The following is a 21,698-nucleotide window of genomic DNA, read 5'->3' on the forward strand; positions in this document are numbered from 1 at the left end:
GATGAGCGCAGTTCCATTGCGTAACAACAAGGCCGCTTGGTCGGATGCACGCACCGTCACGGTGCTGGGCGCCACCGGCTCCATCGGCGACAGCACCATGGATCTGCTGCGCGGCGCGCGCGACCGCTATCAGGTCGAGGCGCTGACTGCGAATTCCAATGTCGAAGCGCTGGCCAGGCTCGCAAAGGAATTCGGCGTGCGATTCGCTGCGATCGCCGACCCCGCGCGCCTTGGCGAACTGAAGGATGCGCTGGCAGGCACGAATATCGAATGCGGCGCCGGCGAAAGCGCGATCATCGAGGCCGCCGCGCGTCCCGCCGACTGGGTGATGGCGGCGGTGAGCGGCGCGGCCGGGCTGAAGCCGGCGCTCGCTGCGGTCGACCGCGGCGCCGCCGTCGCCTTGGCGAACAAGGAATGCCTGGTGTGTGCCGGCGATTTCTTCATGCAGCGCGCGGCGAAGGCCGGCGCCTGCATCCTCCCGGCGGATTCCGAACACAACGCGCTGTTTCAGGCGCTCTCTTCCGGCAATCGGGAGGAATTGGTGCGCGTGATCATCACCGCATCCGGTGGCCCGTTCCGCACCTGGGCGCCGGCCGACATCGAGCAGGCGACGCTTGAGCAGGCCTTGAAGCATCCGAACTGGAGCATGGGCCAGAAGATCACCATTGATTCGGCCTCGATGATGAACAAGGGCCTCGAAGTCATCGAAGCCTCCTATCTGTTCGCGCTCTCGGCCGACGAGATCGACGTCCTCGTGCATCCGCAGTCGATCATCCACGGCATGGTCGAATTCTCCGATCGCTCTGTGGTTGCGCAGCTCGGCGCGCCCGACATGCGCATCCCGATCGCGCACTGCCTTGGATGGCCCGATCGAATCGTTGGCCCGTCGGCCAGGCTGGACCTCGCAAAAATCGGCCAGCTCACGTTCGAGGCGCCGGACTTCGAGCGGTTCCCGGGCTTGCGGCTGGCCTACGAGGCGTTACGTACAGGACGTGGCGCGACCACGGTATTCAACGCCGCCAATGAGGTGGCGGTGGCGGCGTTTATCGCCGGAAAGATCAAATTCGGATCGATCGCGCGCCTCGTCGAAGCCACCATCAACGACTGGATTCGTGCCGGGAACCTTGCGCCTTTGAGCTCGGCCGACGACGCGATCTCCGTTGACCATAACGCGCGAAATCGAGCCGCCTCCCTATTGCCTCAAATTGCCTTAAAGGCATCCTAGAGGGTTGGGGACGGAGCCATCGGCTCTTGTCGAGGGGAACCTGATGTCAGAGTTTTTTTTAAGCAGTTTCAGTACGTTGGGCCACGGGCTCATCGGCTACATCATTCCCTTTTTGTTCGTTCTGACCATCGTCGTGTTCTTCCATGAACTCGGCCACTTCCTGGTCGCCCGCTGGGCGGGCGTGAAGGTGTTGACGTTCTCGCTCGGGTTCGGGCCGGAACTTGCCGGCTTCAACGACCGTCACGGCACCCGCTGGAAGATCTCCGCGATCCCGCTCGGCGGCTACGTGAAGTTCTTCGGCGACGAATCGGAAGCCTCGACGCCGGCATCGGCCGAATCGCTCGCCCGCATGAGCGAGGAAGAGCGCGCGGGCAGTTTCCATCACAAGAAAGTCGGCGCGCGCGCAGCCATCGTGGCCGCCGGTCCGATCGCGAATTTCATTCTGGCGATCGTCATTTTCACCTGTCTCTTCACCTTCTTTGGCAAGCCGAGCACGACGGCACGCGTCGACAAGATCGAAGCCAGCAGCGCCGCCGAGCGGGCGGGCTTTCAGGTCGGCGATGTCGTCACCGCCATCGACGGCAAGAAGATCGGCAGCTTCTCCGACATGCAGCGCTTCGTGAGCGTTCGCGCCGGCGAGACCATGACCTTCACCGTCAAGCGCGGTGATTCCACGCTGCAGTTGAATGGCACGCCGGAACTGCGCGAAGTGAAGGATCCGTTCGGAAATACCCAGCGGCTCGGGATTCTCGGCATTACCCGTGCGACCTCGCCGGGCGAGGTGACCACCGAGAAGGTCGATCCGGCGACCGCATTCTGGCTCGGAATCAAGGAAACCTGGTTCGTCATCGAGCAGACGCTGGCCTACATCGGTAACATTTTTACCGGCCGGGCGAGCGCGGACCAGATCGGCGGACCGATTCGGATCGCGCAGATTTCAGGGCAGGTGGCTACCTTGGGAATCATTCCGCTGCTGCATCTGGCGGCGGTGCTGTCCATTTCGATCGGGCTGTTGAATTTGTTCCCGGTGCCCTTGCTCGATGGCGGTCACCTTATGTTCTACACGGCCGAGGTGCTCCGCGGGCGTCCATTGTCGGAAAAATCCCAGGAATACGGGTTCCGAGTCGGGCTGGTTTTGGTCCTGATGCTGATGGTCTTCGCCTTCTATAACGACTTCCATCAGGTGCCCTGGCTGAAGGGGCTGTTCGGCAGATCGTAGAAGAGGCTTTTTTATGACGTTGCCCTTTGGCAACGTCTTGGAATGAAATTGGAATCGCATCGCGATGTCTGGTTTGCCCCCCTGTCGAAATTGGCTACAAGCAATGCAACTTTGGGATTCTGCCGGTTCGTAGGGGTACGAGCCGGCAGTGCAATGACGAGGGCGCGTTGCGCATGATGTTGGGAATGCGAGTGCGGGGGGGTCTGCTGGCCGCTCTGATCATGGTGGCCGCGCCGATGGGGGGCGCGTTGGTGTCTGTGCCGGCTGCGGCCCAGACCGCGGCGTCGATCGTCGTTGAAGGGAACCGGCGTGTCGAGGTCGAGACCATTCGCTCCTATTTCAAGCCAGGCCCCGGCGGCCGCCTCGGGCAGGCCCAGATCGACGATGGCCTGAAAGCGCTGATCGAGACCGGCCTGTTCCAGGACGTGCGAATCAACCAGGTCGGCGGCCGGCTGGTCGTGACGGTCGTCGAAAACGCCGTGATCGGGCGCATCGCCTTCGAAGGCAACAAGAAGGTCAAGGACGAGCAGCTTTCGGCTGAAATCCAGTCCAAGCCGCGCGGTACTTTCTCGCGCCCGATGGTTCAGTCGGACGCCCAGCGCATCGCCGAAATCTACCGGCGCTCCGGCCGCTATGACGTGCGCGTCACTCCGGAAATCATCGAGCAGCCGAACAACCGCGTCGACCTGATCTTCACGATCACCGAAGGCAGCAAAACCGGCGTCAAGTCGATCGAGTTCATCGGCAACGTCGCCTATTCGTCCTATCGCCTCAAAGACGTTATCAAGACGCGCGAATCGAACCTTCTGAGCTTCCTCGGCGGCGCCGACGTCTACGATCCCGACCGGGTCGAGGCGGACCGCGATCTGATTCGCCGCTTCTACCTCAAGAACGGTTACGCCGACGTGCAGGTGGTCGCCGCGCTGACCGAATATGACCCCGACAAGAAGGGCTTCCTCGTCACCTTCAAGATCGATGAGGGGCAGCAATATCGCGTTGCCTCCGTCGATTTCCAGACCTCCATCCCGACCCTCGACGCCGCCTCGATGCGCGGCTTCTCGCGCGTCAGCGTCGGCTCGGTTTACAATGCCGAGGCGCTGGAGAAATCCGTCGAGGAAATGCAGATCGAGGCTTCACGGCGCGGCTACGCCTTCGCCGTAGTGCGTCCGCGCGGCGATCGCAATTTCGAGCAGCACACCGTTTCGATCGTGTTCGCCGTCGACGAAGGCCCGCGAACCTATATCGAGCGCATCAACGTCCGCGGCAACACCCGTACCCGCGACTACGTGATCCGCCGCGAGTTCGACCTGTCCGAAGGCGACGCCTACAACCGCGCCCTGGTCGATCGCGCCGAGCGCCGGCTGAAGAACCTCGACTTCTTCAAGAGCGTGAAGATCCTGACCGAGCCCGGCTCGTCGACCGATCGCGTGATCCTGATTGTCGATCTCGAAGAAAAATCGACCGGCGACTTCTCGGTGTCGGGCGGCTATTCGACCACGGACGGCGCACTCGCCGAAGTCAGCATCTCCGAGCGCAACTTCCTCGGCCGCGGCCTGTATGCGAAGGCTGCCGTGACCTACGGTCAGTACGCGCGTGGCGGTTCGCTGTCGTTCGTCGATCCCTATTTGCTGGACTATCGTGTCGCGCTCGGCCTCGATCTGTTTTACCGCGAGCAATTGGCCAACAGCTACATCGCCTACGGCACCAAGACGCTTGGCTTCAGCCCGCGGCTCGGCTTCACCTTGCGCGAAGATCTCGCGCTGCAATTGCGCTACTCGATCTATCAGCAGGAAATCTCGCTGCCGGATACCCTGCGGAATTGTAACAACATTCAGACCCTGCCAGACGGTTCGCCGAATCCGCTGTTCAACCCCAGCCCGGCATTTGCGGCGGCGAATCCGGCGCTCGGGATCGATCTGACTTCGACCAATGGTCTCGGCTGCTATTTCGACGGCGAAGCTTCGCTGCCGGTTCGCAGGGAATTGCAGGGCGGCAAGGCGCTGACCTCGTCGGTTGGCTATTCGCTGAACTACAACACGCTGGACAACAACAAGAACCCGACTGACGGCTTGCTGATCGACTGGAAGCAGGACTTCGCTGGCGTCGGCGGCGACGTGAAGTACATCAAGTCGGCGATCGACGCGAAGTACTACACCCCGCTGGTCGCCGATATCGTCGGCCTGATCCATCTCCAGGGCGGTATTCTCAACCAGTTCGGCGGCAGCGAACTGCGCATGCTGGATCACTTCCAGATGGGTCCGAACTTGGTGCGCGGTTTTGCACCGAATGGTATCGGTCCGCGCGATTTGAACCCGTTCGGCACGCGTGACGCGCTCGGCGGCACCAAGTACTGGGGCGCTTCGTTCGAATTGCAGATGCCGTTCTGGTTCCTACCGAAGGAAGTTGGGCTCAAGGGCTCGGTTTATGCCGATGCCGGCGGACTGTTCGACTACAAGGGTCCGACGTCATGGGCGGCAACGGGCGAGGTCAATGTGCCTGGCTGCGTCCCGCCGACGCAGGCGACCGCGACGACCGGGGCCTCTCCCGGGACCTGTTTGGGATTGCAGCACGACAACGGCAATGTGGTTCGCACCTCCGTGGGTGTCGGCTTGATCTGGGCCTCGCCCTTCGGTCCGCTGCGCTTCGACTATGCGGTTCCGCTTACGAAGGGCCAGTTTGACCGCGTGCAGGAATTCAAGTTTGGCGGTGGCACATCGTTCTGAGGTGTCTTGAAGCGAAATGGACTAAGGTCCACGTGACGAGAACACCAAGGAATAAGAGGAGGGTTCGGCTTCGCGTCTTCGGGGCCGGCTCTCCGGTGTGAATGGCGGCCGGACTGCGACGGGTGAAATGGCGCAGCCGATATTCTTCAAACAACCTCCTTCCTCAACGCTGGCCGAGCTGGCCGCGTTGACAGGAGCGGTATTGGTCGACCCTGCGCGGGACGGTGATGTGATCAGGGGCCTCGCTTCGCTCGACGAAGCCGGTCCGATGCATCTGGCGTTCTTCGACAATCTCAAATACGCCGATCAGCTCAAGGCGACCAAAGCCGGCGCTTGCCTGGTCAGCCCGCGTTTCGAGGCCCAGGTGCCCGCCCATGTGGCGGTGCTGCGGGCGGCCCAGCCGTTCCGCGCCTTCGTGAAGCTGGCGCGCGAGTGGCACGCCGATGCGCTCCGTCCGCAATCCTGGTTCGACAATGACGGCATCGCGCCATCGGCGATCATCGACCCGTCCGCCCATCTCGAGGACGGCGTCATCGTCGATCCGCTCGCGGTGATCGGCCCGCGGGTCGAGATCGGCACTGGCACCGTAATCGGTGCCGGCGCGGTGATCGGCGCCGACGTCAAAATCGGCCGCGACTGCAATGTAGGCGCGCGCACGGCGATCCAGTTCGCCCTGATCGGCAACAACGTCCTGATCCATCCCGCCTGCAGCATCGGCCAGGATGGTTATGGCTTCATTTTCTTCGGCCCCGAGGGCCATCTGAAGGTGCCCCAGGCCGGCCGCGTCCTGATCCAGAACGATGTCGAAATCGGCGCCGGCACCTGCATCGACCGCGGCAGCCTGCGGGATACGGTAATCGGCGAGGGCACCAAAATCGACAATCAGGTCCAGATCGGCCACAATGTGACCATCGGCAGGCACTGCCTGCTCGCGGCCCAGATCGGGCTCGCGGGCAGCCTGACGATCGGTGACAACGTCGCACTGGGCGCCAAGGTGGGCATCAACAACCACCTCAAGATCGGCGATGGCGCGCAGGTGACGGCGATGAGCGGGGTCAAGGACGACATTCCGCCCAACGGCCGCTGGGGTGGTTTCTTTGCAAAGCCGACCAAGCAGTGGTTCAAGGAGATTATTGCAGTGGAGCGGCTGGTGCAGGGTGGCACAGTCGATCCGAAAGGCGAAGGGCGCGAGTGATGGAGGAGGCACCGGTCAGGTTTGAGCTCGTGGATATCAACGAGATTCTCAAGACGCTCCCGCACCGTTATCCAATGCTGCTGATCGATCGGGTCATCAAGATCCGGACCGATTACAGCGGTATCGGCATCAAGAACGTTACCTTCAACGAGCCGCCGTTTCTCGGCCATTTCCCCGAACGTCCGGTCTATCCCGGCGTGATGATGATCGAGGCCATGGGCGCAGACTGCCGGCGTGATCGGCATCAAGTCGGTCGAGGGCACCGAAAAGCCGCGCGCGGTTTATTTCCTCACCATCGACAAGTGCAAATTCCGCAAGCCGGTGATGCCCGGCGACACCATCGAGTACCACATGCGCTCGATCGGCCGCCGCAAGGCGATGTGGTGGTTTCACGGCGACGCCAAGGTAAATGGTGCCGTGGTTGCGGAAGCCGACGTCGGCGCAATGCTGACGGATTGAATCTGATTGCATCTACCCCGCCACACAACTGACGTCTTCCTGATGTCTTTGTTCAATCCTTGGTAGTGGAACCCATTTTCGAGGTCGATTGACGAAATTTGCTGATTAGACCTGGCTTGGGTTCACGCTTTTTAACGGAGGCGTCCTTGAACAAGTTTGCGTCCATCATTTCGTGTTTGGTCATTTTTCTGCTGATGCCGCCGCAAGGTTACGCGGCAGATCTCAACGGTCTTGTCACCTCCCTCAAGGGTGGTGGCTACGTCATCGTGTTTCGACACGGCGCCACCGACGATAGCCAGAAGGACATTTACCCCTTCAAATTCGACGATATGAGCGCACAGCGCCAACTGAGCGAGAAGGGCCGCACGCTGGCGCGCGACCTTGGGGCTGCGCTCGCAAAACTTGGCATACCGATCGGCGAGGTCTACACAAGCCAGCTAAACCGCGCGGTCGAGACCGGCAAGCTGCTCAGCGGCAAGGACGTGTCTCCCGTCGACGCCCTGACCGACAGCGGCGCGGGCAGTTCGTCGGCGATGGCGAACCCCGACGGCAAGAACGCCAAAATTGGGCGCGCCGTCCGCGATCTCGTCAATGCGCCTCTGAAAGCCGGCGTCAATAATGTGGTGGTGACGCACAAGACCAACGTCGCCGATGCCTTCGGAAAGGAATTTGGCGATATCCGCGAGGGCGAGGCGCTCGTCTACAAGATCAGTAGCTCGGGCCCGGCCGTCCTGGTCGCGCGCGTGCAGCCGGGCGATTGGATTGCTCAGACCGGCAGCTAGAGCCTTTTCGGTTCTGATTGAATCCAGAACCGGGCTTTAGATTCTTGTTTTGACGCGTTTTCTTGACGCGAACCGGTGTCTACTCCGGATCAAAGTCCGGGCGGGCTTTCGTTGGAAAGCGCACCAGCAGGACACCGTTCGACCGTGCATCAACTTTTGGGTGATCGGTCCAGCCTAAATATGACGTGTTGAGGGAACTTCAGCCGGCCAGCAGCTTTATAGATGCTGTGGGGAATCTGTCGCCGGATGGCCGCATGAAATTTCTCTGGGTCGGTGTTGCACTGCTAGGCGCAGCGATTGTTGTCGGCGGACATGCCGTAGCCCGCGATGACGGTCGCTACGCCAAATCCCCGCTCAAGTCGTGGTTCGACAGCCTCAGGAGCGGAAAGGGGCCATGTTGCTCCGACGCTGATGGCTCTGCTGTCTCCGATGTCGATTGGGAATCCAAGGACGGCCATTACCGCGTGCGGCTCGAGGGCCAATGGATCGACGTCCCCGACGATGCGGTGATTACCGAGCCCAATCGCGCCGGCCGAACCATGGTGTGGCCGATGAAGGACGCGCTCGGGATTTCGATTCGCTGCTTCCTGCCGGGCAGCATGACATAGCGAGGGCTCGTCTCGGCCTTCGGCTGGGGAACGGACGGCATCGGATGGATCTTGCAGGCCTTGCGCGCCCGACACATGACGTAATCATACGTCACTAGACAGCATTGAAATGCCGCGCTAACCACCGGAAAACGCGAGATATTCGCGCGCAATCGATGGGCTGGGCTGCTTGATGGGTACGATCGATCCAACCGCGCGGGTTGAGGATGGTGCTGTGATCGGCGAGGGGACGACAATCGGTCCCTATTGCATCATCGGGCCGAACGTCGTCATCGGCGCGAATTGCAAGTTGATCGCGCATGTGAACGTGGCGGGGCATACGACCATCGCCGATGGCTGTGTTATGTACCCGTTTGCTGCATTGGGAGGCCCCCCGCAGGACCTCAGCTATCGCGGTGAACCGACCCGGCTCGAGGTCGGCGAAGGATGCACCATCCGCGAAGGCGTAACGATGAATATCGGAACGAAGAAGGGCGGTGGCCTCACGCGGGTGGGCGCACGCGGTTACTTCATGAACAACAGCCACGTCGGCCATGATTGCGTCGTGGGGAGCGACGTTATCTTCGCGACGTCTGCGACGCTGGGCGGTCATTGCGAGATTGGCGATTTCGTCTACATCGGCGGGCTGTCTGCCGTGCATCAGTTCACGCGGATCGGGCCGCAGGTGATGGTTGGCGGCGTCTGCGGCGTCCGCGGCGACATCATTCCGTTCGGGCTCGCCAATGGACAGTATGCCAGCCTCGAAGGGCTGAACATCATCGGCATGAAGCGCCGCAAGTTCACGAAGGAGCGGCTCGCCAAGGTGCGCTCGTTCTACCAGAAGCTGTTTCATGGTCCCGGCATCTTCGCCGAGCGGCTGAATGCGGTGCAGCCGATGGCTGGAGACGATCCGGCGATCGCCGAAATCCTCGCCTTCATCGGCGACGGCAAGCATCGCGCGCTCTGCCTTCCCGCCGGCGACGCCAACAAACCTTGATGACGGGGATCGCCGCAGCCATGATCTCAGCGGCTTCCGACATTTCATCGCCCGTCGGCGTCATCGCAGGCGGCGGCGCGATGCCGTTCGCGGTGGCGGATTCGCTTGCCGCGCGGGGATTGGCGCCAGTGCTCTTCGCGCTGCGCGGCGCCTGCGATCCGGATCGCGTCGGCCGCTTCCGCCATCACTGGATCTCGGTCGGACAGCTCGGCCGCGCGACAAAGCTGTTCCGTAGTGAGGGCTGCCGCGATCTGATCTTCATCGGTACGCTGCTGCGGCCTGCGCTGTCGGAAATCAGGCTGGACTGGGGAACGATCCGCGTCATCGGCCGCGTCTGGGCGGCGTTTCGCGGCGGCGACGATCACCTGTTGTCGGGGATCGGCCGCATCCTCGAACAGGACGGTTTCCGGATGGTCGGCATCAGGGATGTCGCCCCCGACATTCTGATGCCGGAGGGAAACATTGCGCGTGCCACGCCGGATGCTGCTGCCGCCGCCGATATTGCCAAGGGGCGGGAGGTGCTCGGCGCGCTCGGTCCGTTCGACATCGGCCAGGCCGTGGTCGTGATCGACGGGCACGTGGTCGCGGTCGAGGATATCGAGGGCACCGACGGACTGCTGGCGCGCGTGGCGAGGCTGCGCGAGGCGGGGCGCATTCGCGCCAAATCCGGCCGCGGCGTGCTGGTGAAGGCGCCGAAGAGCGGGCAGGATTTGCGCTTCGACCTGCCGACCGTGGGTGCAAAAACCATCGAAGGCGTGGCAAAAGCCGGGCTCGCCGGCATTGCCGTGATCGCCGGCCACACGATTGCCGCGGACTCGCAAGCCATGATCGAAGCCGCCGATAGCGCCGGCCTGTTCGTCCAGGGCTTGCCCGCGTGACGCCGCCTCGCGCGACCGCCGGGACGGAGCGGAGGATATTTCTGATCGCGACGGAAGAATCCGGCGATCGCCTCGGCGCCAGCTTGATGAAGGTGCTGCGCCAGCGCCTTGGCGATGCGGTACAGTTCGAGGGCGTCGGCGGCCGCGCAATGGCACGCGAAGGCCTGGAGTCGCTGTTTCCGATTGAAGAACTCTCGATCATCGGGCTGGCCGCAGTCGTCAAGGAATTGCCGAAGATCCTCGGGCTGATCAAGGAAACGGCCATCGTGGTGACGGAGGCATCGCCGGATATTCTCGTCATCATCGACAGCCCCGACTTTACCCATCGCGTCGCCAGGCGCGTGCGCGCCAAGGATCCCAGGATTCCGATCGTCGATTATGTGTCGCCCTCGGTGTGGGCGTGGCGGCCCGGCCGGGCGCGCGCGATGCGCAAATATGTCGATCACGTGCTGGCGCTGCTGCCGTTCGAGCCCGACGCCTATCGCAGGCTGCACGGGCCGCCTTGCACTTATGTCGGCCATCCCCTGACCGAGCAACTGGCCTCGCTGCGTCCGGATGCCGACGAGGCGAAGCGGCGGGCGGAATCGCCGCCGGTGCTGTTGGTGCTTCCGGGAAGCCGCCGCAGCGAAATTCGCCACCACATGGCGGTATTCGGCCAGGCGGTGGGACTGCTGCAGGAGCAGGGCACGCCGTTCGAACTGGTGCTGCCGACCATGCCGCACCTGCAGGAGGCGGTCGTGGACGCGGTGAAGGGCTGGCCGGTGCAGCCCCAGGTCGTCATCGGTGAGCAGGAGAAGCGGGCGGCATTCCGGATCGCGCACGCAGCGCTCGCCAAATCCGGCACCGTGACGCTCGAACTGGCTTTGGCTGGCGTGCCGATGGTGACGGCCTACCGGACCGGCGCTGTGGAAGCCTGGATCTTGCGGCGGGCGATCAAGGTAAACTCGGTGATCTTGGCCAATCTCGTGATCGGCGAGAATGTCGTGCCGGAATTCCTGCAGGAGAACTGCACGCCGGAAAAGCTCGCAGCCGCGCTGCGCGAGGCGTTGGGCGACAGCGAGCTGCGTCGAAAGCAACTCGAAGCATTCGGCAAGATCGACGGCATCATGTCGACCGGCAACCAGCCGCCCAGCGTGCGCGCCGCCGACATCGTGCTGGCGACGATGTGGCAGGCGCGGCGGGGGTAGGGCGCCGTAGGGTGGGCAAAGCGAAGCGTGCCCACCATCTCTCCCCAAGTCATCTCGCCAACGGTGGGCACGCTGCGCTTTGCCCACCCTACAAAACAAAAAGCCGGATGCGACGATCGCATCCGGCTTTCCGAGCTGTCTTGTAAGCGACGTCGCTTACTTCCGCTTGTCCATCGCCACGTAATCGCGGCGGGCGACGCCGGTATAGAGCTGGCGCGGGCGGCCGATCTTCTGCTGCGGGTCCTCGATCATCTCGCTCCACTGGCTGATCCAGCCGACGGTGCGGGCAACCGCGAACAGCACGGTGAACATCGAGGTCGGGAAGCCCATCGCCTTCAGCGTGATGCCTGAATAGAAGTCGACGTTCGGGTAGAGCTTGCGGTCGATGAAGTACTGATCGTTGAGCGCGATCTTTTCCAATTCCAGCGCCACCTTCAGCATCGGGTCGTCGCCGTGGCCGGTCTCGGCCAGCACGGCGTGACACATCTTCTGCATGATCTTGGCGCGCGGATCGTAGTTCTTGTAGACGCGGTGGCCAAAGCCCATCAGGCGGACTTCGCTGTTCTTGTCCTTCACCTTCGCGATGAATTCCGGAATCTTGTCGACGGAACCAATCTCCGCGAGCATCGCCAGCGCCGCTTCGTTGGCGCCGCCATGCGCCGGGCCCCACAGGCAGGCGATGCCGGCGGCGATACAGGCGAACGGGTTGGCGCCGGAGGAGCCGGCGATACGCACCGTCGAGGTCGAGGCGTTCTGCTCGTGGTCGGCGTGCAGGATGAAGATCTTGTCGAGCGCGTCAGCCAGCACCGGATTGATCTTGTATTCCTCGCAGGGCACCGCGAAGCACATGTGCAGGAAGTTCTCGGCAAAGGAGAGCGAGTTCTTCGGATACATGAAGGGCTGGCCGACGGTGTATTTGTAGGCCATCGCGGCCAGCGTCGGCACCTTCGCGATCATCCGCATCGAGGCGATCATGCGCTGCCGCGGATCGTTGATGTCGGTGCTATCGTGATAGAACGCGGCCAGCGCGCCGACGGCGGCGACCATGATCGCCATCGGATGAGCGTCGCGGCGAAAACCCTGGAAGAAGCGGGCCATCTGCTCGTGAACCATGGTGTGATGGATCACGCGGTGGTCGAAATCCTGCTTCTGAGCCTTGGTCGGAAGTTCCCCGTAGAGCAGGAGGTAGCAGGTCTCGAGGAAGTCACCCTGTTCGGCGAGTTGCTCGATCGGGTAGCCGCGGTATTCCAGCACGCCGGCGTCGCCGTCGATATAGGTGATCTTGGACTGGCAGCTTCCGGTGGAGGTGAAGCCGGGGTCGTAGGTGAACATCCCGGCCTGGGCGTAGAGCTTGGCGATGTCGATGACATCTGGCCCCACCGTGCCGCTGAGGATCGGGAAATCGTAGGTCTTGTTGCCTACCGTGAGGGTTGCAGTCTTGTTGCTGGATTTTGCGTCCATCGTGAAGTCCCCGATGAAATCGTTGCGAAAACCGCGCCTGACCCTGGTGCCATTTCCGGGGCACAAGCAAGGAGGCCGGCTTGTCTGGAGGCGGCGGCAAATGGGTTAGCTTATTGCCCTGTGCACTGCAAGATGGCCGGAAACCCGCATAAGGTAGGGGCTTCAGCCGGCCGCCTGATCAGCTAGCCGACCCAGACATTCCTCCCGCCCCAGGACTGCCAAAACGTCGAAAATACCCGGCGAAGTCGTCCGTCCGGTCAGCGCCACCCGGAGCGGCTGGGCGACGGCGCCGAGCTTGAGGTTGTTCTGCTCCGCGAAATTCCGCATGGCGGATTCGGTGGTCTCGGCGCGCCAGTCGGTTACGGTTTCCAGCGCGGTGCTGAGTTGGCCGATCAGGGCTCGGGTTTCCGGCGTCAGCAGAGCTGACGCCTTCGGCTCGATCTGGAGCGGACGGTCGGCAAAGATGAAGTAGGCGCCCGAGATCAGCTCGATCAAGGTCTTGGCGCGTTCTTTCAGGCTCGGCATCGCCCGCAGCAATTGCGCGCGGGTGGTGTCGTTGAGCTTCGCTTTCAGTTCGGCGCCATCGGGGACATAGTCCAGAACGCTCTCGAACTGGGACACCAGCGCGCCGTCGTCGGCGTGGCGGATGTAGTGGCCGTTGAGGTTTTCCAGCTTGGCGAAATCGAAGCGTGCAGCAGACCGCCCGATCGCGGGCAGGTCGAACGCGTCGATCATTTCCTGCGTCGAGAAAATCTCCTGGTCGCCATGGCTCCAGCCGAGCCGGACCAGATAATTGCGCAGCGCCGCCGGCAGATATCCCATGGCGCGGTAGGCGTCGACACCGAGCGCGCCATGGCGCTTGGAGAGTTTTGAGCCGTCGGGGCCATGGATCAGCGGGATATGGGACATGTTCGGGATGTCCCATCCGAGCGCGTCGTAGATCTGCTTCTGGCGTGCGGCGTTGATCAGATGGTCGTCGCCGCGGATGACATGGGTCACGCCCATGTCATGGTCGTCGACCACGACAGCCAGCATGTAGGTCGGATTGCCGTCGCCACGCAGCAGCACGAGGTCGTCGAGGTTTTCGTTCTGCCAGACCACGCGGCCCTGCACCTGGTCCTCGATCACGGTCTCGCCGGTCTGCGGGGCCTTCAGGCGAATGGTTGGCTTCATGCCGGCGGGCGCTTCTCCCGGATCACGATCCCGCCACATCCCGTCATAGAGGCGGGTGCGGCCCTCCGCGCGCGCCTTCTCGCGCATCGCGGTCAGCTCCTCCGCGGTGGCGTAGCAACGGTACGCCTTGCCGCTGGCGAGCAGTTGCTCGGCCACTTCGCGATGCCTCGCGGCGCGGCTGAACTGGTAGATGACGTCGTCGTCCCAATCGAGCTCGAGCCACTTCAACCCATCGAGGATGGCGGCAATGGCGGCTTCGGTGGAGCGCTCGCGGTCGGTGTCCTCGATCCGCAGCAGCATCTTGCCGCCGCGCTTCTTGGCGTAAAGCCAGTTGAACAGCGCGGTCCGGGCGCCTCCGATATGGAGGAAGCCGGTGGGCGAGGGGGCGAAGCGTGTGACGACGGAATCAGTCATTACCAAGCGCGTGAGCGGTGAACGGCGGTGGTGTATAGCAGGAACGGTGCATAACTAAAGCCCGGGCCGGTGGCAAAGTGGGCTTGGCTCACAGGGGCGAATTTGGCAGAAGGTTCGCCAATCCCTAACAGGAACTCAGGATGACCACAGAACCGGTAACGGCAGAGGCGGGGCGCGATTTCATCCGCGACATCGTCCAGGCCGATCTCTCTTCCGACAAGCACAGCCGGATCGTGACCCGATTTCCGCCGGAGCCGAACGGCTATCTGCATATAGGCCATGCCAAGTCGATTGCCCTCAATTTCGGCATCGCGCAGGAATTCGGAGGCAAGTGTCATCTGCGCTTCGACGACACCAACCCGACCAAGGAAGAGCAGGAATACATCGATTCCATCCAGGCCGACGTGCATTGGCTCGGCTACGACTGGGGAACCGATCTCTATTACGCCTCCGACTATTTCGATCGCCTGTATGACTGGGCGGAGGGCCTGATCAAGGCGGGCTATGCCTATGTCGACGACCAGTCGCAGGAAGAAATCCGCATCAACCGTGGCACGCTCACGGAACCCGGCAAGAACTCGCCGTTTCGTGACCGCACGGTCGAGGAAAACCTCGACCTCTTCCGGCTCATGAAGGCCGGCGAGTTTCCGAACGGCAGCCGCGTGCTGCGGGCCAAGATCGACATGGCCGCCGGCAACATCAACCTGCGCGATCCCGTGCTGTACCGCATCCTGCATGCCGAGCATCCGCGTACCGGCACCAAATGGTCGATCTACCCGAGCTACGACTACGCCCACGGCCAGTCGGACGCCATCGAAGGCATCACGCATTCGATCTGCACGCTGGAATTCGAGGACCATCGGCCGCTCTATGAATGGCTGCTGGACAAGCTGCCGGTGCCGTCAAAGCCGCGGCAGTACGAATTCGCTCGTCTCAACCTGACCTATACGCTGCTGTCGAAGCGCGTGCTGACGCAGCTCGTGCGCGACGGTCATGTGTCGGGCTGGGACGACCCGCGGATGCCGACGATCGCCGGCTTGAAGCGGCGCGGCGTGCCGCCGGCTGCGGTGCGGGAATTCGTCAAGCGCATCGGGGTGGCGAAAGCCAACAGCGTGGTCGATGTCGGCATGCTGGAATTCTGCATCCGCGAGCATCTCAACAAGGTGGCGCAGCGGCGCATGGCGGTGCTGCGGCCGCTGAAAGTCGTGATCGAGAATTATCCGGAAGGCCAGGTCGAGGAGCTCGAGGCCATCAACCATCCCGACGATCCGGCCGCGGGCACGCGCAAAATCTCGTTCGGCCGCGAGCTCTATATCGAGCGCGACGATTTCATGGAGAACCCGCCCAAAAAATTCTTCCGCCTGTCGCCGGGCAACGAGGTGCGGCTGCGCTACGCCTATTTCGTGAAATGCACCGACGTCATCAAGAATGACGCGGGCGAAGTGGTCGAGCTCCGCTGCACCTACGATCCCGCCACCAAGGGCGGCAACGCCCCTGACGGCCGCAAGGTCAAGGCCACGATGCACTGGCTGTCGGCCAAGGATTCGGTGCCGGCGGAAATCCGCGTCTACAATCAGCTCTTCTCGAACCCGAGCCCGAGTGCCGCGAATTTCGCCGCCGACCTCAATCTGGAATCGCTGGAAGTGTTGCCCGACGCACGGATCGAGCCATCGGTCGCCTCAGACAATTCGGGCGAGGTGATGCAGTTCGAGCGGCAGGGCTATTTCGTGCGCGACAAGGATTCCGCGCCGGGCAAGCCGGTATTCAACCGCACCATCGGCCTGCGCGACACCTTTGCCAAGGAAGTCGGCGGGAAGGGGTGAGGCTGCGTTGCACAAATGTGTAGGGTGGGCAAAGGCGCACTTGCGCCGTGCCCACCATCGTCGCTGAGAATATTTCGGTGGGCACGCTTCCGCCTTCGCTCTTCGAGCTACGGCGCACAAGTCGCTTTGCCCACCCTACAAGATTTCAGATTGGACCATCGATGCAAAGCGCGACCGACGACATCGTCTCCGGCATCATGGGAAGGTGGGCGGCGGCGTTCAAAAGACTGGACGCCGCGGCACTCGCCTCGCTCTATTCGAAGAACGCGTTCTTCTTCGGCTCGAACCCGAAGTTCTACCGCGGCAATGACGGCGTTAAGGCCTATTTCGAAGGGCTGCCGAGATGGCAGTCGCCGTCAGTTGAATTCACCGATGTCAGGACGGCGCAAGCGGCTATCGACCTGATCAACGTCGCAGGCACCGCGACCTTTACCGTCGAGATGGGTGCCGAGCCGCTGGTGGTGAAAATCACCTGGGTGATCGTCCGCGAAGACGGCGACTGGAAGATCGTCAGCCATCACGTCTCGTCGAAGACGCCGCTGATCGAGCAGTAGGCCGGTTGCGCGTCAGGACACGGTCCCTGCGTCATCCCGTTCTAGATGTCGTAATACAAATGGAACTCATATGGATGAGGGCGCAGCCGGATTGGATCGACCTCTTTCTTCCGCTTGTAATCGAGCCAGGTCTCGATCACGTCGCCGGTGAACACGTCGTTACGGAGCAGGAAGGCGTGATCGCGCTCGAGCGCGTCAAGCGCCTGATCCAGCGACCCCGGTGTCGACCTCACGTTCTTCGCCTCGGCGGGCGGCAGGTCATAAAGGTTCTTGTCGATCGGGCTGCCTGGATCGATCCGGCTGGTGATGCCGTCGAGACCGGCCATCAGCATCGCGGCAAAGGCCAGATAGGGATTGCAGGAGGGATCCGGCGAGCGAAATTCAACCCGCTTTGCCCGCGGGTTCGGCGAATACATCGGAATCCGGCAGCAGGCTGAGCGATTGCGCTGGGAATAGACCAGATTGATCGGAGCCTCATAGCCGGGCACCAGACGCCGATAGGAGTTCGTGGTGGGGGCGCAAAGCGCACACAACGCCCAGGCGTGGGTCAACAGGCCGCCGATGTAGAAGCGGCCGAGCTGACTCAACTCGGCATAGTCGCTTTTGTCGTAGAACAGATTGGTCTCGCCCTTCCACAGGGACTGGTGAACGTGCATTCCCGAGGCGTTGTCCTCGAACAGCGGCTTCGGCATGAACGTTGCGGTCTTGCCGTGCTCGCGGGCGGTGTTCTTCACCACGTATTTGTAGATCATCAGATTGTCCGCCATGCGGGTCAGCGTAGTGAAGCGCATGTCGATCTCGTTCTGGCCGCCGGTCGCGACTTCATGGTGATGGGCTTCGATCTGGATGCCTAGCTGTTCCATCGTCAGCACCATTTCGGTGCGGAGAGCCTGCATGCTGTCGGTCGGGGGAACGGGAAAATATCCTTCCTTGGGGCGCGGCTTGTGGCCCAGATTCGGCTCTTCCTCCGCGCCGGTATTCCAGCTCCCTTCACTGGAATCGATTTCGTGGAAGGCATGATTGATGCCTTGTCCGTAGCGCACCTCGTCGAACACAAAGAACTCCGCCTCCGGGCCGAAATAACTCGTATCGGCGTGGCCGGTACCTTTCAGGTTGGTTTCGGCCTTCTGGGCGATGTAACGGGCGTCACGACTATAGGGTTGACCCGTCACGGGGTCCCTGATGTTGCAGATCAGGACCAGGGTCGATACCGGCGAATACGGGTCGAGAAAGGCCGTGGCCGGGTCCGGCACGACCAGCATGTCGCTTTCCTGAATTTCCTGGAAGCCGCGGATGGACGATCCGTCGAACCCAATGCCTTCGCTCAGAGCATCGATACTCGCTGCACCCGGCGGGACGGAAAAATGCTGCCACACCCCGGGCAAGTCGGTGAAGCGCAGATCGATCATCTGCACCTTCTCGTCCTTGATCGCCTTCACGAGATCTTCGGCTGTCGCACACTTCGGGAACATGGCTTCAACTCCTGTAATGGAGAGCCGCATCTTGGACGTTGCGATGCCATTCAGCCGTGGCGAAGCGACTTGCGGCGGCTCCTGGCCCACGTTCTGCGTTGCCGCGCCGGCAGCCTCAGCTTTGGTGGGGACCGCGCATCATCTTCATCGCGTCTTCGATATGCCGCCAGGTTCTGGCCAGTTCGACCTCGCCTTTTGCCTCGAGTTCGATGGCATTCTGGGCAGCTTCCGCAATGGCCTTCGCGCCATGTGCTTCCAGTAACTGCCGCGCATAGTCGTGGATTTCGGTTTCTCGCATGGCGTCATGCTCCTCTCATTCTGAGCGCGACCGTGAATTCCAGTCGAGCTGAGAACCGTAGACGTTGACACCTGATCCCGCGCACACAGTGTGCATCCTGCTGCGGCGCACTTGCAAGAGCGCTTTCAAGAGCGCGTTCCTGCCGGTGAGTTGTCGGCGGAATTGGATAGTGGCTCCGGGGAAGAGCAGCGGCAACACAACGCAGGCCGGACGGTTACGCTTTGAGTAGCGGTCGGCCGCGACGGGCGTTGTTAAGCGTGCTTCGGGATCGGCCTAGCAGCCCCGGCAAATGCTGCGCAGGGATTTGGCGAGTTGGGCATCCTCCTGGGCCATCGGCTCATACAGCTTTTGCTGTGCCTGCCGGTCCTCGTTAGCCTTTTGCCGGGCGGCCCGCGCAACGTCCTGGCGCTGATAGCACGCTTCGCGCTCTGGTCTTGCTTCGATGAAGCGGCATTGTTCAGCCGCTGCGACAGCGGATGCTGACGTCGCCAAAGCAAATAGAAGGCAGGCCGCAAGTCTCATGAAATGATTGTAACGCCGGCCGGCGTGCATTTCCTCAAGTTTCTGCATCCGTTCCGCTAGCGGCCACAATACAGCGTCCGGTAGTCTTGCGGTCTCCACGAGATCGTAAGGTGTAGGCTCGGTGGCGGAGCAGGGCGACACGTCGGGCCGAAAACGGGGCTATGTGGGCACCTGGCCGCCGCGTGCTGCGGCGCCGGTCGGCGGACTCTTGCCGGCGCGCCCCGCGTTCTGGCCGCCGCTGATCGAGACCCTGCGCGCATGGGCGCACGCGGAAGCCGGCGCCGGGCGCCTGCTGCCGTGGGTACCCGTGGCATTCGGCACCGGCATTGCCTTTTACTTCGCTGCCGATCATGAGCCGGTGCTGTCGGTGGCTGCCATAGTGGCAGTTGCGCTGTGCGCGGTGGCGGTGCTGTTGCGGCGGCAGAAATTCTTTCCCGCCGCGGTGATGATCGCGGCCGTCGCCGCGGGCTTTGCGGTCGCGACCTGGAAGACCGCGCGGATTGCGCATGGCGTGCTGGCGCGACCGATGTTTTCCGTGTCGCTGACGGGTTTTGTCGAGACGCGCGACATTCGCGAGCGCACCGACCGTTTTGTCCTTCGCGTCGTCACCATGGAAAGCGCGCGCGGAACGACGAAGCTGGAGCGGGTACGGCTCTCGGTAAGGAAGGGCACGGCTCCGCCGGTCGGCAGCTTCGTCGAGCTGAAGGCGCGGCTGTTGCCGCCGCTTTCGCCGGTGCGGCCGGGCAGCTACGATTTCAGCCGCGACATGTTCTTCGCCGGCATCGGCGCCTCCGGCTTCGTGATGGGCGCGATCAAGACCGCCGAGCCGCCCGCCGCGGGCGGGCTCCGCCTGCGCTATTCGGCCGTGATGCAAGGCCTGCGCGATACGATTGACGCGCGGATCAGGACCACGCTGGAAGGCGACAGGCGCGCGATTGCGACCGCGCTGTTGACCGGGCGGCGCGATGCGATCTCGCCGCCGGTGAACGACGCGATGTTCATCTCCGGTCTCGGCCATGTGCTGTCGATCTCCGGCTACCACATGGCCGTCGTCGCCGGCGTCGTGTTCTTTGCGGTGCGGGCGCTATTGGCGTTGTTTCCTGTGCTCACGGTCGGCCAGCCCATCAAGAAGTGGTCGGCGGCGGCAGCCCTCGTTGCCGCTGCGTTCTATTTGCTGCTGTCGGGCGCCGAGGTCGCGACGCAAAGATCGTTCTTCATGACGGCCGTGGTGCTGATCGCCGTCATGGTCGATCGCCGCGCGATTACGTTTCGCACGCTCGCGGTCGCGGCCCTGATCGTGCTCACGGTCGCGCCGGAAGCGCTGGTACATCCGAGTTTTCAGATGTCGTTTGCGGCGACGCTCGGGCTGGTGGCGCTGGTGCAGATCGGCATGCCGCGCCTGTTGGCGACGGCGGATCATACCGCAACGGCGCGCGTGGCGCTGTGGGGCGGCCGCGAAGTCACCATGCTGTTGCTGGCCTCGTTGGTAGCGGGGCTTGCGACCATGCCTTACGCGGCCTTTCACTTTCACCGGGTCACGCCTTACGGCGTGCTCGCCAACCTCGCGGCGATGCCGGTGGTCTCCGCGCTGGTGATGCCGGCAGGCCTGCTCGGCCTCGTCGCGATGCCGTTCGGCTTCGATCGACTGTTCTGGGCGATCATGGGCCTCGGCATCGACTGGATGATTGCGGTGACGCAATGGGTCGCGGCGTTACCCGGCGCGGTCGGCCGGGTGCCGGCCTTCGGCATCGGCCCGCTGATTGCGGCGAGCCTCGGCATCATCCTGCTCGGCCTGTTGCGCACGCCGCTGCGCTGGTCGGGTGCGGCGCTGGTACTATCAGCGGCGCTGTGGGCTGCGAGGGTGCCGCAGCCGGATATCCTGATTTCCGCCGACGGACGCCATGTCGGGGTGCGCGGCCAGGATGGCCGGCTACATTTGATGCACGCGGCCAAGGGGTCTCGGGACGTCTTTCTTTTGAAGGAGTGGCTGGCGGCGGATGCGGACGCGCGAACCGCGGCCGACGCCTCGCTCACGTCAGGTGTCTCATGCGACGATCTTGGCTGCGTGGTGCAATCCGCCGGCGGCGCCCTGATCGCGCAGGCGCTCAGACCCGAGGCGTTTTCGGACGATTGCGAGCGCGCAGCAATCATTGTGACGCTGCGGCAGGCCCCGCCGGCATGCGGTGCTTCCGTCATCGGCGCCGAACGACTGCGGCGGCAGGGCGCGATGACGTTGCGGCGCAGCCGGGAGGGATTTGCCGTCGAGGCGGTCAAGCCGAGGGGCATCGACCGCCCGTGGTCGCCGGCCATAGCCGACGAGAGCGAGGCCGACACCACGGTGCTTGCGCCGCGCGTCGTGCCACCGCGCAGCGTCGATGCCACGCCGGCCGAGGCAGACCTTCAGGCGGAGGAGTAGACGGTCTTCAGTGCTCGTCGACCGTGGGCTTGGCTGGTATTTCGAACGCGCCGAGATGGAATTCCTCGGGCGCGTCGGGCGCCGACGGCAGAGCGACCAGGGTGAACGATGCGTCGGGGAATTGCCGCCAGATTGCGAGATCTTCGGCCGTGATGGTGAGCCAGCCGTACCTGAACATGTACCGCCCGGGCTCAGTGACGCGCCCGGCTTTTTGCCACGTAACCTTGTTGACCACCGACTGCCCCCTGCGGTGCCGAGTTCTGAAAAATGTACCACCACGATCCGCCGGCCTGGACCGGCGGATCGTATTCGC

The 21,698-nt window shown here is 63.0% G+C and carries 17 protein-coding genes and 1 pseudogene; 13 read left to right on the forward strand and 5 right to left on the reverse strand.

From position 1 onward, the window contains the following. The first annotated feature begins 1 nt into the window (after position 1). From dxr to lpxB, 10 genes and pseudogenes are all read left to right on the forward strand, one after another. Positions 2-1,225: a 1-deoxy-D-xylulose-5-phosphate reductoisomerase gene (dxr, locus tag V1277_RS30105; RefSeq protein WP_065747375.1), complete on the forward strand. Its 1,224-nt coding sequence runs from the start codon at positions 2-4 to the stop codon at positions 1,223-1,225. A 43-nt stretch (positions 1,226-1,268) separates the two neighbouring features. Beyond that, positions 1,269-2,444, forward strand: coding sequence for an RIP metalloprotease RseP (gene rseP / locus V1277_RS30110; RefSeq protein WP_334419378.1), 1,176 nt, complete (start codon positions 1,269-1,271; stop codon positions 2,442-2,444). 173 nt (positions 2,445-2,617) lie between these two features. Further along, positions 2,618-5,167, forward strand: a complete 2,550-nt coding sequence (bamA, locus tag V1277_RS30115) for an outer membrane protein assembly factor BamA (protein ID WP_334419379.1) — start codon at positions 2,618-2,620, stop codon at positions 5,165-5,167. Positions 5,168-5,294: 127 nt separating this feature from the next. Next, entirely contained in the window at positions 5,295-6,362 is a 1,068-nt protein-coding gene (gene lpxD / locus V1277_RS30120) for a UDP-3-O-(3-hydroxymyristoyl)glucosamine N-acyltransferase (protein ID WP_334419380.1), read from the forward strand. After that, positions 6,362-6,821: pseudogene (fabZ, locus tag V1277_RS30125) on the forward strand (3-hydroxyacyl-ACP dehydratase FabZ). Before lpxD ends, fabZ begins: the two are co-directional and overlap by 1 nt. A gap of 146 nt (positions 6,822-6,967) precedes the next feature. After that, positions 6,968-7,603 (forward strand): histidine phosphatase family protein, encoded by a 636-nt coding sequence (locus V1277_RS30130; protein WP_334375126.1) that lies wholly within the window; start codon positions 6,968-6,970, stop codon positions 7,601-7,603. 254 nt (positions 7,604-7,857) lie between these two features. Beyond that, on the forward strand, positions 7,858-8,211 hold the full coding sequence (locus tag V1277_RS30135) for a hypothetical protein (RefSeq protein ID WP_334419381.1): 354 nt from the start codon (positions 7,858-7,860) through the stop codon (positions 8,209-8,211). 172 nt (positions 8,212-8,383) lie between these two features. Beyond that, positions 8,384-9,187, forward strand: coding sequence for an acyl-ACP--UDP-N-acetylglucosamine O-acyltransferase (gene lpxA / locus V1277_RS30140; protein WP_334419382.1), 804 nt, complete (start codon positions 8,384-8,386; stop codon positions 9,185-9,187). A 20-nt stretch (positions 9,188-9,207) separates the two neighbouring features. Beyond that, positions 9,208-10,065, forward strand: coding sequence for an LpxI family protein (locus tag V1277_RS30145; protein ID WP_334419383.1), 858 nt, complete (start codon positions 9,208-9,210; stop codon positions 10,063-10,065). Then, the gene (lpxB, locus tag V1277_RS30150) at positions 10,062-11,252 is read left to right on the forward strand and encodes a lipid-A-disaccharide synthase (RefSeq protein ID WP_334419384.1); all 1,191 of its coding nucleotides are present in this window, start codon (positions 10,062-10,064) and stop codon (positions 11,250-11,252) included. Before V1277_RS30145 ends, lpxB begins: the two co-directional genes overlap by 4 nt. 156 nt (positions 11,253-11,408) lie before the next feature. On the opposite strand, the gene gltA is transcribed toward lpxB, so the two are convergent. Together gltA and gltX are read right to left on the reverse strand one after the other, a co-directional pair. Then, on the reverse strand, positions 11,409-12,713 hold the full coding sequence (gltA, locus tag V1277_RS30155; protein ID WP_334375132.1) for a citrate synthase: 1,305 nt from the start codon (positions 12,711-12,713) through the stop codon (positions 11,409-11,411). A 162-nt stretch (positions 12,714-12,875) separates the two neighbouring features. After that, a complete protein-coding gene (gene gltX, locus V1277_RS30160; protein WP_334419385.1) occupies positions 12,876-14,300 on the reverse strand; it encodes a glutamate--tRNA ligase in 1,425 nt (474 codons plus the stop codon). Between the two features lie 140 nt (positions 14,301-14,440). On the opposite strand from gltX, the gene V1277_RS30165 reads away from it, so the two are divergent. Both V1277_RS30165 and V1277_RS30170 read left to right on the forward strand, forming a co-directional pair. Then, a complete protein-coding gene (locus tag V1277_RS30165) occupies positions 14,441-16,123 on the forward strand; it encodes a glutamine--tRNA ligase/YqeY domain fusion protein (protein ID WP_334419386.1) in 1,683 nt (560 codons plus the stop codon). Positions 16,124-16,284: 161 nt separating this feature from the next. Then, entirely contained in the window at positions 16,285-16,677 is a 393-nt protein-coding gene (locus V1277_RS30170; protein ID WP_334419387.1) for a YybH family protein, read from the forward strand. Between the two features lie 41 nt (positions 16,678-16,718). On the opposite strand, the gene glnA is transcribed toward V1277_RS30170, so the two are convergent. Together glnA and V1277_RS30180 are read right to left on the reverse strand one after the other, a co-directional pair. Beyond that, positions 16,719-18,149, reverse strand: a complete 1,431-nt coding sequence (gene glnA / locus V1277_RS30175) for a type I glutamate--ammonia ligase (protein WP_334419388.1) — start codon at positions 18,147-18,149, stop codon at positions 16,719-16,721. 115 nt (positions 18,150-18,264) lie between these two features. Further along, positions 18,265-18,447, reverse strand: coding sequence for a hypothetical protein (locus V1277_RS30180; RefSeq protein WP_065729174.1), 183 nt, complete (start codon positions 18,445-18,447; stop codon positions 18,265-18,267). A 643-nt stretch (positions 18,448-19,090) separates the two neighbouring features. Here V1277_RS30180 and V1277_RS30185 point away from each other — a divergent pair. Beyond that, a complete protein-coding gene (locus V1277_RS30185) occupies positions 19,091-21,385 on the forward strand; it encodes a ComEC/Rec2 family competence protein (protein ID WP_334419389.1) in 2,295 nt (764 codons plus the stop codon). Between the two features lie 7 nt (positions 21,386-21,392). Here V1277_RS30185 and V1277_RS30190 read toward each other — a convergent pair whose 3' ends face one another. Further along, positions 21,393-21,620 (reverse strand): hypothetical protein, encoded by a 228-nt coding sequence (locus tag V1277_RS30190; RefSeq protein WP_334377149.1) that lies wholly within the window; start codon positions 21,618-21,620, stop codon positions 21,393-21,395. Positions 21,621-21,698 lie beyond the last annotated feature (78 nt).

This window comes from Bradyrhizobium sp. AZCC 1588 (assembly GCF_036924735.1).
In the GTDB taxonomy this organism is placed as follows: domain Bacteria; phylum Pseudomonadota; class Alphaproteobacteria; order Rhizobiales; family Xanthobacteraceae; genus Bradyrhizobium.